Annotated in this window: 11 protein-coding genes; 10 read left to right on the plus strand and 1 reads right to left on the minus strand. The window is 67.9% G+C overall.

What is annotated here, in order from left to right; translation table 11 throughout:
- The first annotated feature begins 63 nt into the window (after positions 1–63).
- The 10 genes from IHQ52_RS15260 (at position 64) to IHQ52_RS15305 (ending at position 9,964) form a co-directional block, all read left to right on the plus strand.
- Positions 64–1,191: an IS30 family transposase gene (locus IHQ52_RS15260; protein WP_159405873.1), complete on the plus strand. Its 1,128-nt coding sequence runs from the start codon at positions 64–66 to the stop codon at positions 1,189–1,191.
- 390 nt (positions 1,192–1,581) lie between these two features.
- Entirely contained in the window at positions 1,582–2,637 is a 1,056-nt protein-coding gene (locus IHQ52_RS15265) for an MSMEG_0568 family radical SAM protein (RefSeq protein WP_024498014.1), read from the plus strand.
- A gap of 1 nt (position 2,638) precedes the next feature.
- The gene (locus IHQ52_RS15270; RefSeq protein ID WP_024498015.1) at positions 2,639–4,375 is read left to right on the plus strand and encodes an MSMEG_0567/sll0787 family protein; all 1,737 of its coding nucleotides are present in this window, start codon (positions 2,639–2,641) and stop codon (positions 4,373–4,375) included.
- A gap of 52 nt (positions 4,376–4,427) precedes the next feature.
- Positions 4,428–5,291: a carbon-nitrogen hydrolase family protein gene (locus tag IHQ52_RS15275; RefSeq protein ID WP_024498016.1), complete on the plus strand. Its 864-nt coding sequence runs from the start codon at positions 4,428–4,430 to the stop codon at positions 5,289–5,291.
- Complete coding sequence (locus IHQ52_RS15280; RefSeq protein WP_035760313.1) at positions 5,288–6,442, plus strand: MSMEG_0565 family glycosyltransferase; 1,155 nt, start codon at positions 5,288–5,290, stop codon at positions 6,440–6,442. The genes IHQ52_RS15275 and IHQ52_RS15280 overlap by 4 nt, the downstream gene beginning before the upstream one ends.
- Positions 6,439–7,452 (plus strand): DMT family transporter, encoded by a 1,014-nt coding sequence (locus IHQ52_RS15285; RefSeq protein ID WP_024498018.1) that lies wholly within the window; start codon positions 6,439–6,441, stop codon positions 7,450–7,452. Before IHQ52_RS15280 ends, IHQ52_RS15285 begins: the two co-directional genes overlap by 4 nt.
- Positions 7,418–7,828, plus strand: a complete 411-nt coding sequence (locus tag IHQ52_RS15290; protein ID WP_024498019.1) for a nuclear transport factor 2 family protein — start codon at positions 7,418–7,420, stop codon at positions 7,826–7,828. Before IHQ52_RS15285 ends, IHQ52_RS15290 begins: the two co-directional genes overlap by 35 nt.
- A complete protein-coding gene (locus tag IHQ52_RS15295) occupies positions 7,828–8,862 on the plus strand; it encodes an LLM class F420-dependent oxidoreductase (protein ID WP_024498020.1) in 1,035 nt (344 codons plus the stop codon). Before IHQ52_RS15290 ends, IHQ52_RS15295 begins: the two co-directional genes overlap by 1 nt.
- Positions 8,862–9,329, plus strand: a complete 468-nt coding sequence (locus IHQ52_RS15300; RefSeq protein WP_024498021.1) for an SRPBCC family protein — start codon at positions 8,862–8,864, stop codon at positions 9,327–9,329. The genes IHQ52_RS15295 and IHQ52_RS15300 overlap by 1 nt, the downstream gene beginning before the upstream one ends.
- A gap of 35 nt (positions 9,330–9,364) precedes the next feature.
- Complete coding sequence (locus IHQ52_RS15305) at positions 9,365–9,964, plus strand: FKBP-type peptidyl-prolyl cis-trans isomerase (protein ID WP_035760315.1); 600 nt, start codon at positions 9,365–9,367, stop codon at positions 9,962–9,964.
- 970 nt (positions 9,965–10,934) lie between these two features.
- On the opposite strand, the gene IHQ52_RS15310 is transcribed toward IHQ52_RS15305, so the two are convergent.
- On the minus strand, positions 10,935–12,350 hold the full coding sequence (locus IHQ52_RS15310; protein ID WP_024498024.1) for a cytochrome P450: 1,416 nt from the start codon (positions 12,348–12,350) through the stop codon (positions 10,935–10,937).
- Positions 12,351–12,413: the final 63 nt, after the last annotated feature.

The following is a 12,413-nucleotide window of genomic DNA, read 5'->3' on the forward strand; positions in this document are numbered from 1 at the left end:
CGGTCATCCAAGTGGCGATCGGACGAGGTCAAAGAGCAGTTCTGGGCCGAACTCGGGTCTGGCATGCCGGTGGCTGCTGCTGCGCGGGCGGTCGGCGTGTCGAAAGCGGCGGGTCGGGACTGGTTCAGCAAGGGTGGAGGGGTGCGCCCCGCTACCGAGCGCCGTGATCTCGAGGCCTCGGCCTCGGTGGGTCGTGGCCGGTTGACTTTCACTGATCGCTGCCGGATCGAAGAACTGATGCTCGCCCACTATCGGCCGGCTCGAATCGCGGCGTTGTTGGGGCGGCCGCGGTCGACCATTACTCGCGAATTGGACCGAGGCAGAACGAATCCGGGCCAACGGTACCGCGCGGTGATCGCCCAAGCTGCGGTCGAGAACAAGGCACGACGACCCAAGGTGATGAAACTGCAGCCGGGTACGGCGTTGTGGAACGAGGTGGCCTCGCGGTTACGGAAACGGCATAGTCCTGAACAGATCAGCAACTGCTTGCGGATCGATTTCCCCAGCGAACCGGAGATGTGGGTGTCACACGAAACGATCTACCAAGCGCTCTACGTCCAAGGGCGTGGCAGCCTGCGTGAGGAGATCAAACGTGCGTTGCGCAGCGGCCGCGTCCGCCGGATACCCCAGGGACGCACGACACGGCCTGGACCGGTCAGGAACATGGTCAACATCAGCGAACGGCCAGCCGAGGCGAACGATCGTGCGGTCCCTGGGCACTGGGAAGGCGACCTGATCATGGGTGCGGGAAACAGATCGGCGATCGGCACTTTGGTCGAGCGCACCACCGGCTTCGTGATGCTGCTACACCTGCCTGACGACCACTCCGCTGCCACTGTGGCAGAGGCGATGACTGCCGCGATTCCCAAGATTCCCGAGGTCATGCAGCGTTCGCTGACCTGGGACCAAGGATCCGAGATGGCGCTGCACACCAAGATCACCGAAGCGACCGGTTTGCCGATCTACTTCTGCGATCCACACAGTCCCTGGCAACGAGGCACCAACGAGAACACCAACGGGCTACTGCGCCAATACTTTCCGAAAGGCACGGACCTCTCAGTGCATGGGCCCGGAATCCTGGCCAACGTCGCAGCCGAACTCAACGGTCGGCCACGTAAACGCCACAACTGGAAGACACCCACCGAAGAACTCGACCGGTTACTACAATCCGACGAGTCATCTGTTGCATAGACCCCTTGAAAGCGCCCCCTCCGATGGTGCTCACGGGGACGAGTTTTACGGCGGATTGCGTGGCAACGATCGAGAAGACGCGTCACCGAGGGCCGGCGGTGTACCTGGACAGGCCCTTCGAGGCTCGTCGCTATCGCTCCTCGCACCTCAGGGAGCGGGGGGCGTCGCTATCGCTCCTCGCACCTCAGGGAGCGGGACGGGCACCGTCGCTATCGCTCCTCGCACCTCAGGGAGCGAGAAGGGCGTCGCTATCGCTCCTCGCACCTCAGGGAGCAAGAACCAGCTCGTCGCGATTACAACAACCACACATCCGATCGAAGTCTCACCAACCCTTCGAGACGGCCCTCCGCAAGCTCCGGGCCTCCTCAGGGAGCGGGAGGAGGAGTACCCATGACGGTATCCACACGAGTTGACCTGGCATTGCTCGGGATTCGGGGCGAGCCGCCGGTACAGCGAACCGGCGGGGCCGGCCCTAGCGACGACGGCCACCTGATGGTCGACGGGCTGCACGCCGCGATCCCGCGAAACCCGCAGAGCCCATTCGTCTTCGACGGCGACCGCGTCCTGTACGACGGGGTGGACGTCGGCATCGAGGTCGAGGCGATCGGGCGGCCCCGGTTCTACGACCTCCAGACCGCCGACGGCATCAGCTACGAGAAAATCGCCCGCCTGCACGGACGTAACGTGCTCGCGACGACGGTGGTGCAGACCTGCATCCGGTACGAAAAGTCGGACCGGTGCCGGTTCTGCTCGATCGAGGAATCACTGCGGTCGGGATCCACGATCGCGGTGAAGAAGCCCGAGCAGCTGGCCGAGGTCGCCCGCGCCGCAGTCGAACTCGACGGCATCACCCAGATGGTCTTGACCACCGGCACCACCAACGGCCGCGATCGGGGCGCACGGCATCTCGCACGCTGTGTCCGTGCGATCAAGGCAGCGGTCCCCCATCTGCCGATCCAGGTCCAGTGCGAACCGCCCGCCGGCCTCGCGGTCCTCACCGAACTGCGGGAGGCCGGCGCCGACGCGATCGGCATCCACGTCGAATCCCTCGACGACGAGGTGCGGCGCCGGTGGATGCCGGGTAAGTCGTCGGTCTCGATGGACGAATACCGCGCCGCCTGGGCCGAAGCGGTGCGCGTGTTCGGACGGAATCAGGTGTCGACGTACCTGCTCGTCGGGCTCGGTGAAGGCACCGACGAGATGATCGCCGGCGCCAAGGAACTCGCCGACATGGGCGTCTACCCGTTCATCGTGCCGTTCCGCCGTCATGCGGGGACGCTCGCCGTCGACGTCGACGATGCGCCGGCACCCGACCCGGCCATCGTGGAGAAGATCAGTCGCGAGGTCGCCGGGCACCTCACCCTGATCGGGATGGCCGGGGTGGATCAGCGGGCCGGGTGCGCAGCGTGTGGCGCATGCAGCATCCTGCCGACGGTGGGTGGCTGAGATGGAGAGGTCCTTTCGATACGCCCCTCCGCAAGCTCCGGGGCTACTCAAGGAGCAGGGGTCTTCCCCTCCGCAAGCTCCGGGGCTACTCAAGGAGCAGGGGCCTTCCGCTCGGCAAGCTCCGGGGCTACTCAAGGAGCACGGGTCTTACCCTCCGCAAGCTCCGGGGCTACTCAAGGAGCACGGGCCTTCCGCTCCGCAAGCTCCGGGGCTACTCAAGGAGCCGGGGTCTTCCGCTCCGCAAGCTCCGGGGCTACTCAAGGAGCCGGGGTCTTCCGCTCCGCAAGCTCCGGAGCTACTCAAGGAGCACAGGCCTGCTGAGCTCTCGATCCTTGCCGGTCGACGCCGCGTCGCCGCGCGACCCGACTTCCTGATCACGGTTGCCGACACCACCAATGAGCACGCCGCCTACCGCGCGATGCGACACCACGAATTCGTCGACAGGCAAGGTCTTTTCGCACACTCCGACCTCGACGACACCGACGAGGACCCGCGCACAGTGGTCCTCGTCGCGACACTCGCGGACGGGACGATCGCCGGCGGAGTCCGCGTGGCACCCGTGCGGTGGCCCGGATCGTCGGACACCGAGGACATCGGGTGGTGGTTCGGCAGCCGGCTCGTGGTCGCCGACCCCGGGCACGCAGCCGGGATCGGTCCGGCGCTGGTGCGGGCGGCGTGTGCGCACATCGAGCAGCGGGGCGCACTGCGTTTCGACGCGACCGTGCAGGACCGCTACGCACGCATGTTCCGACGCCTCGGCTGGGAGGACTGCGGCGCGGGGCCGGTGATCGCCGGTCAGGCGCACCGGGAGATGCGATGGGCGATCCATCGCATCCAGCGCACCGTCGACGGCACCAAAGCAGTTCTCGCCGAAGCACTTGCGCCGTTCGCCGAACAAGACGGCGGACTCGGGGCCGCGGGCTTCCGCGGCGACGACGGCGTACCGCTGCCCGGTACCGACGTGATCGCGGCCTGCGACGCGATCATCCCGTCGATGATCGAACGCGACCCGGAATGGGCCGGCTGGTGTTCGGTGCTGGTCAACATCAACGACCTGTCGGCGATGGGGGCGCGACCGATCGGACTGCTCGACGCCGTCGGTGCGCCCACGACCTCTCATCTGACGCGCATCATCCGTGGCATCGCCGATGCGGCACGAGCCTGGCGGACGCCGGTTCTCGGGGGTCACACGCAGGTCGGCGTGCCGTCGGCGCTGTCGGTGACGGCATTGGGCACCACCGGCCGTCCGCTGCGTGCCGGTGGCGGCGCGGTCGGCGACACGGTCACCCTGCACGCCGATCTCGGCGGGTCCTGGCGCCCGGGCTATCACGACCGGCAGTGGGACTCGACGAGTTCGCGCAGCAGCGACGAATTGTGTGCGATGGCTGGTCATCTCGCAAAGGTTGGACCGGCGTCGGCGAAGGACGTGAGCATGGCCGGGATCGCCGGAACACTCGGCATGCTCGCCGAGGCGTCGGGTACGGGAGCCGAACTCGACGTGACCGCGGTGCCGCGCCCGAGCGAGGCCTCGATGGGTGCGTGGCTGACGTGCTTTCCCGGGTACGCGATGCTCAGTGCGGACCGTCCGGGTCGTCGTGCTGATGTGCCGGCCCCGAGCACTGTCTCGATCGTGGACTGTGGACGCCTGACCGCAGAGCCGGGCGTGCGGCTGCGGTGGCCCGACGGCGCGGTGACGGTTGCGGTGGCCTCCACGGTGACCGGGCTGGGGGTCGCGTGATCCGACCTCGCGTGAGCCCTTCTCCGGACGGTACGCCCGGTATCGTTCGACCATGAGCACTGTCACCCTCGGTGCTCTCGCCGCGCACTTCGGCCGCGACGTGGAGCGTGGAGTGTCCAAGGCCGTCGGCATCGTCGAGGCGGCCGCACGAGACGGCGTCGACCTGCTCGTCTTCCCCGATGCCACGCTCGGCGGATATCTCGGCGACCTGCGGAATCCCGACCCCGACGAGCTGCCCCCGGCGCTGGATCCCGACGGACCCGAGCTGGCCGCGATCGTCGCCGCCGCGGGCGACACAACCGTGTGCATCGGCTACACCGAGGCCGACGGCGACAAGCACTTCAACACCGCTGTGTGCGTGTCCGGCGACGGGACTCTCGGCACCCACCGCAAGGTCCATCAGCCCGCCGGTGAGTCCCTGGCCTACGCGGCCGGGGACGGGTTCCGCGCTTTCGACACCCCGGTGGGCCGGATCGGCATGCTCATCGATTACGACAAGACCTTTCCGGAATCGGCACGCACCCTCGCCCTCGACGGCGCCCGGATCATCGCTGCCCTGTCCGCGTGGCCGGCGAGCGTGACCGACCGTGCCGCCCGGCTGCCCGCCGATCGCCAGTCGCGATTGTTCGACCTGTACGACTGCGCCCGCGCCGCCGAGAATCAGGTGTTCGTCGTGTCGTCGAACCAGACCGGCGTGATGGGCTCGCTGCGGTTCCTCGGTCAGGCCAAGGTCGTCGGCCCGGGCGGCGAGATTCTCGCCACCACACGCTCCAAGGGCGGTCTGGCCACCGCGACCGTCGACGTCGACGCGGAGATCGACCGTGCCCGCCGCGTGCTGAACCACCTCGCCGAACTGCGACCGGACTCCTATCGCGGCGCGACCTCGCCGGCCGGGTCGATCGCGGACCTATCATGACCGGTGTGGACTCCCCCTCGCCGCGCGTCGCCCTGCTGACCTACTCCACGAAACCCCGTGGGGGCGTGGTCCACACGCTGAACCTGGCCGAGGCGATGGCTCGACTCGGCGTCGACGTGACGGTCTGGTCGCTCGCGCGCGGCGGTGACGAGGGCTTCTTCCGCGCGGTGGATCCGACGGTGACGCTACGGCTCGTGCCGTTCGCCGACCGGGAGAACGAGACGATCACCGAACGCATCGTGCGGTCCATCGACACCCTGCGCGACGCCTTCGACCCCGGCGACTACGACATCGTGCACGCCCAGGACTGCATCAGCGCCAACGCCGTCGGCACGTGTATCCGTACGATCCACCACCTCGATCAGTTCACGACACCGATCCTCGTCGAATGCCACGAGAAGGCCGTCGTGAACCCGTACGCGCGGATCTGTGTGTCGCGGGCGGTCGCCGACGAAGTCCAGCAGGGATGGGGACTGACCGCCGACGTCATCCCGAATGGTGTTGCGTATCAAAGATTCGCCGACGCCGGGTCGGAAGCCGCCGAAGCGGTCGAAGCGCGTCATCGCTGGACAGCGAAACTCGGTGAGTACGTGCTCGCCGTCGGAGGGGTCGAACCGCGCAAGGGCAGCATCGACCTGCTGAACGCGTATGCGCTGCTGCGCGAACGGCATCCGGAGCTGACGCTTGTCTTCGCCGGCGGCGAGACCTTGTTCGACTATCGGGACTACCGCGCTGAATTCGACCGTCGCCGTGCCGAGCTCGACGTCGAACCGATCGTCCTCGGCAACGTGCCCGACGACGAGCTGCCGTCGCTGGTCGCCGCGAGCCGGGTGTTCGCGTTCCCGTCGGTCAAGGAGGGGTTCGGGCTGGCCGCGATGGAGGCACTTGCCGCCGGACGACCCGTTGTGGCCCGAGAGTTGCCCATTCTCCGAGAGGTGTTCGGCGACACGGTGACCTATGCGTCGACTGTTCCCGAGCTCGCCGACGCTCTGGCGGAGGCACTCACGCCGGACCCGGCACGCGTCGAGGCCGGCCGTGCGCTGGCCGCGTCGCTGACGTGGGAGGACGCGGCTCGTCGTCATCTCGAGTTCTATGCCCGGCACCCGCTGCCCCGGGATCCGATGCCCGCGCACCTCGACGCGCGCAGATGAGCGAGCATCCGCGCGCCGCCGAACGCGCCGGGATTCTCGCGGTGACGCTCACCGCGTTCCTGTGGGGGACGTCGGGGACGGTCGCCGCACTGGCGCCCGCGCTAAGCGCGGTCACGATCGGTGCCATCGCCATGGCCGGCGGAGGGTTGCTCCAGGCCGCGATCAACGTCCGCGCGGTCCGTGCCGCGTGGCCGTCGTTGATGCAGCGGTGGCCGACCGTGCTGGCGGGCGGCGTCTGCGTGATGATCTACCCGCTGTGCTTCTACGGCTCGATGCGCATCGGCGGCGTCGCGCTGGGCACCGTGGTGTCGCTGGCGTCGGCGCCGTTGTTCTCCGCGGTGATCGAGCGGGTGGCCGAGGGTCGAATGTTGACGAGGCGGTGGATCGTCGCGTGTGCCCTGGGCATCGCCGGCAGTGTCGCTCTTGCGCTGTCGCGGAGCGAGTCCTCGCACGGAGACACCGTCGCCGACAGCAGTGCCTCCGCCTGGGGTGTCGTGCTCGGCTTGGGAGCCGGTGCGACCTACGCGGGCTTCTCGTGGGCGATGCGACGCCTGATGAACCAGGGAGTCGCCCGCGGGGCGTCGGCCGGTGGCGTGATGGGACTGGGCGGGGTGCTGTTGCTGCCGGTGGTCGCGGTCTGTGTGCCGTCGGTGATCGATCATCCGGAAAGCCTTGTCGTCCTCGCGTACCTGGTCGTCGTGCCGCAGTTCCTCGGCTACGTGCTGTTCAGCCGCGGGCTGGGACGGATCGACAGTTCGACCGCCACCACCATCACCCTCATCGAGCCGGCCGTTGCCACCGTCCTCGCGGTGGCGGTCCTGTCCGAACCGATCACCGCGATCGGCTGGACGGGCATCGGCGTCCTGGCCATGGCGCTCGTCGTGCTGATGGCTCCCGCGCGGCGTCGGGGATCCGTTAGCGTCGAGCACAGCAGTACGCACAACGGCGCCCCTGCCGTGGACGAGGAGGTCATGCATGAAGCAGTTCCGAGAGGCCGTCGAGGCACGTGACGAGCAGGCGATGCGAGACCTGCTCGCCGACGACGTCGTCTTCACCAGCCCGGTCGCGTTCAAGCCGTACCCGGGCAAGGCGATCACCTCGGCCATCCTGCGGGGCGTCATGCGTGTCTTCGAGGACTTCCGCTACGTCCGGGAGATCAACGACGCCGGGGGTCGCGACACGGCGCTGGTCTTCGAGGCGAACGTCAACGGCAAGGCCGTCACCGGCTGCGACTTCATCCACGTCGACGACAACGGCAAGATCGACGACTTCATGGTGATGGTCCGGCCGCTCTCGGGCGCCCAGGCTCTCGCCGAGGCGATGGGGGCACAGTTCGACCAGATCGCGGCCGAGGCCGCCGCCGAGACCGCCAGAGGGACCAACTGATGAAACTCGGTCTGCAACTCGGATATTGGGCCGCTCAGCCGCCGGTCGGTCACGCCGACCTCGTCGCCGCCGCCGAACGGGCCGGCTTCGACTCCATCTTCACCGCCGAAGCGTGGGGATCGGATGCCTACACACCGCTGGCGTGGCTCGGGTCGTCGACGAGCCGTGTCCGGCTGGGCACCTCGGTGCTGCAGTTGTCGGCGCGCACGCCGACCGCGTGCGCGATGGCTGCGCTGACCCTCGACCATCTGTCCGGCGGCCGGCACATCGTCGGACTCGGAGTGTCCGGGCCGCAGGTCGTCGAGGGTTGGTACGGGCAGAAGTTCGCCAAGCCGCTGGGCCGCACGCGTGAGTACATCGACATCATGCGTCAGGTCTGGGCGCGGGAGGCCCCCGTCACCAGCCCCGGACCGCACTATCCCCTGCCGTACAACGGCGACGGGGCGTCGGGATTGGGCAAGCCGCTCAAGCCGATCACCCATCCGCTGCGTGCCGACATCCCGGTCATGCTCGGCGCCGAGGGACCCAAGAACGTCGCCCTCGCGGCCGAGATCGCCGACGGCTGGCTGCCGCTGTTCTACACACCGCGCATGGCCGACACCTACAACGCATGGCTCGACGAGGGTTTCGCCAGGCCCGGTGCGCGGCGCAGTCGCGAGGACTTCGAGATCATCGCGACCGCCCAGATCGTCATCACCGACGACCGGGCCGCGACCTATGCCGCGATCAAGCCCTTCCTCGCGCTGTACATGGGCGGAATGGGCAGTGAGGACACCAACTTCCACGCCGAGGTGTATCGCCGTATGGGGTACTCCGACGTCGTCGACGAGGTGACGAAACTGTTCCGCTCGGACCGCAAGGAGGAAGCCGCTCAGATCATTCCCGACGCGGTGGTCGAGGACTCGGCCATCGTCGGCGACCTCGACCACGTGCGCGAGCAGATCAAGGTGTGGGAGTCGTCCGGCGTCACCACGATGCTGGTCTCGCCGCGCACCGTCGAGGAGATCAACCAGCTCGCCGGCCTCATCAGCTGATGCTGTCCCCCGCCCGGTTCACGATCCTCGACGACGTCGTCGCCTTCTCGACGCCGCCCGCGGACACGTTCGACTATCTAACCGACCCGAGGAATCGGCCTGCGTGGCAGTCGAGTCTGCGACGCATCGACGACCTGCACGTGATCAGCGACCGGGCGGGTGACGTCGGCACCAGTTGGACCGACGTCACCCTCGTGCCCGGGGTGTCTCCACGGTTGGAGGTCACGGCCTGCGAACCTCACCGTTTGTGGCGGGAGGTCGGTGGCTGGCGGTCGGTCGACGCGGTGCTCACCCTCCGGTTCGACGAACGAGCCGACGGCGGCACCGATGTCCATGCGGAGGCGACGCTCACCGTGCCGGTGATCGGTGTTCCGGTGCTGGCGGTGAACCGGTGGCCGGCCGCACAAGCGATCCGTGCCGACCTCGCCCGCGCTGCCCGTATCGTCGCCGACCACGGCGGTCGGTGATCGTCGGGCGCTCGGGTAGCGTGACCAGGGTGAACATGAAGAATGCGACGCTCGCGCTCGGCGCGGCCCTCGTCCTCACGGTGGCCGGCTGCAGCTCCGACTCCGATTCCGATTCCGGCACAACCGAAGCCACCGGTACCGCCGCGGCCGGCACCACCGACACCGGGTCGGCGCCCACCAGCTGCCCGACCGCGCCGGCCAAGGACGACGCCAAGCCGCAGTGGACCCTGAAGGGCACCACCGGCGGTGTCGAGATGGTCGCCGCCACCGCGACCGAGGCGCCGAAGATCACCGTCCAGTCGCCGTTCAGCGTTGATCAGACCGTCGTCGAAACGCTCGTCGAGGGTGACGGGCCCGTCGTCGCCGAGACCGCGTCGGTGACGGTCTGCTACGTGGGCGTCAACGGCCGCAACGGCACCGAGTTCGACAGCGCGTACCAGACCGGCTCCCCCGTCGACTTCCCGCTCAACGGGGTTATTAAGGGCTTCAGCAAGGCGATCGCCGGGCAGAAGGTCGGCTCCAAGGTCGGCGTCGCGATGACATCGGCCGACGGCTACGCCCAGGGTCAGCCGAGCGCAGGCATCGAGCCCGGCGACACGCTGGTCTTCGAGATCGGAATTCTCGCCGCGTCTTAGGACTCTGCAGTGAAACACGAAGGGCTGGTGAGTGTTTGCTCACCAGCCCTTCGTGGCTCGTCGCCGGCGCACGGTGTATCGGATCACGCACGAGGGGGCTATCGCATCCGATGAGCCGGTGCGGAATGACGTCGCATGCGACGTCGTTCCGGCTGTAGGACGTCGGCCGAAGTCGTTGGACCGGATTGAGATCGCGCGCGACGTCATTCCGGCGTCGTGCGCAGGAATGCGGGCGTGCGAGCTGCACAGCGGGGCCGGGCGGAGCGAAATCTCGTCCCTCTCAGGGGCTTCCGAGGGAAGTATGCCCTCGGAGGGTGCTCACGGGGACGAATTTCTCGCGGTTCGCCGGGCGTCGTGCAGGTCGGAAGAGCCCGCTCCGTTCAGGAGCGTTCGGAGCTTGCGGAGGACGCGACATGCCTGCTCCCTGAGGAGCGTGCGGAGCTTGCGGAGGGCGCGACATGCCTGCTCCCCGAGGAGCGTGCGGAGCTTGCGGAGGACGCGACATGCCTGCTCCCCGAGGAGCGTGCGGAGCTTGCGGAGGACGCGACATGCCTGCTCCCTGAGGAGCGTGCGGAGCTTGCGGAGGGCGCGACATGCCTGCTCCCTGAGGAGCGTCCGGAGCTTGCGGAGGACGCGACATGCCTGCTCCCCGAGGAGCGTCCGGAGCTTGCGGAGGGCGCGTCTCGAAGGGCTGGCGAGGTTATCTCACCAGGCCCTTCGAGGCTCGTCGCTAACGCTCCTCGCACCTCAGGGAGCAAGGGGTAGCACCCCACGAGCGGAGGCGGCACCCCACGAGCGGAGGCGGCACCCCACGAGCGGAGGCGGCACCCCACGAGCGGAGGCGGCACCCCACGAGCGGAGGCGGCACCCCACGAGCGGAGGCGGCACCCCACGAGCGGAGGCGGCACCCCACGAGCGGAGGCGGCACCTCACCAGCGGAGATGGCACCTCACACAGCGCGGATGCCCCGTTACAGCGTGCGGTGCCGGATGTCGATCGGGAGACCGTCGGCCGGGGTCGGGCCGGTGCCGTAGGTGAGAACCGGCTTGTAGCCGGCGGGGACCGTCCACTCGAAGCGCTGCAGCATCTGGTGCAGGATCGACTTCACTTCCATGCCACCGAAGTACAGGCCGATGCACTTGTGCGCGCCGCCGCCGAACGGGGCCCACGCGAAGCGGTGGACCTTGTCCTCGCGACGCTCCGCGGAGAAGCGCTCGGGGTCGAAGTGGGTCGGGTTCGGCCACCATTCCTTGCGCAGCATGGTCGCCCACGGGTGGATCGCCAGCAGGGTGCCCTTCGGGATGAAGTGCCCGCAGATCTCGGTGTCCTCGATCGCCATGCGGAACAGCATGCCGACAGGGGCGTTGAGGCGCAAGGTCTCCTTGAAGGCGAGTTCCATGCTCGGGAGCTTGTCGATGTCGTCGTAGTCGATGGTCGGCTTGTTGAGCGCCAGCGACTCCTCGCGCAGACGCTGCTGCCACTCGGGGTGGCGGCCGAGGAAGTAGGTCATCATCGACAGCGCGATGGTGGACGTGTCGTGCGCGGCCATCATCACGAAGATCATGTGGTTGACGATGTCCTCGTCGGTGAAGGACTCACCCTCGTCGCTCTCACTGTTGCAGAGGACGCTGAACAGGTCGTCGCGGTCATTGCCGCGACGCAACGGGATCTCGGAGCGGAAGTACTCCTGCAGAACCTCACGGCCGCGGAGTCCCTGCGCCCAGGTCCAGTTGCCGACGTCCTTGCGGACGATGGCCTGACCGCCGCGGACCGCGGCCTCGAAGGCGCGCTCGAGGCGGTGCGCCTCGGCCTCGCTCACGTGCGCACCCATGAAGACCTCGGTGGCCAGCGACAGCGTCAGGTCCTTGGTGTTGGAGTACATGTGGAAGCCCTTGCCCACCTGCCAGTTGGCGAGGGTCTTCTCGATGTGCGGCGTCATGATGTCCAGGTAGCCATTCAGGCGGGGACGGCTGAACGCCTGCTGCATGATGCGGCGATGCTGCATGTGCTCGTCGAAGTCCATGAGCATGACGCCACGACGGAAGAACGGGCCGATCATCGGTTCCCAGCCGAGCTCGCTGGAGAACGCCTTGTTGCGGTTCATCCAGACGGCCTCGATCGCGTCGGGTCCGATGAGGGTCACCATGTTCATGCCGAGCGCACCCGACCAGGACACCTGGCCGTAGCGGTCGAAGCGCTTCATCGCCGACCTCAACGGGTCCGCGAGCGCCTCGAGGGTGTTGCCCAGGTACGGGATGCCGGGGTCCCCCATGACGGGCTTGAGGTCGGAGCCGGCGGGCGGCACGGCCAGCGGACGCTCCTTGCTCGGGTACATGCTGCTCACCTTGCCGAGCGCGCCCTGGATCTGCTTCTTCCGCTTAGACATGTACTTGCCACTCCCCGTTGATCCGATGTGCGTTACATCACTATGCATCATTGGAACGGATTC

Source organism: Gordonia amicalis, assembly GCF_022059885.1.
Taxonomy (GTDB): domain Bacteria; phylum Actinomycetota; class Actinomycetes; order Mycobacteriales; family Mycobacteriaceae; genus Gordonia; species Gordonia amicalis.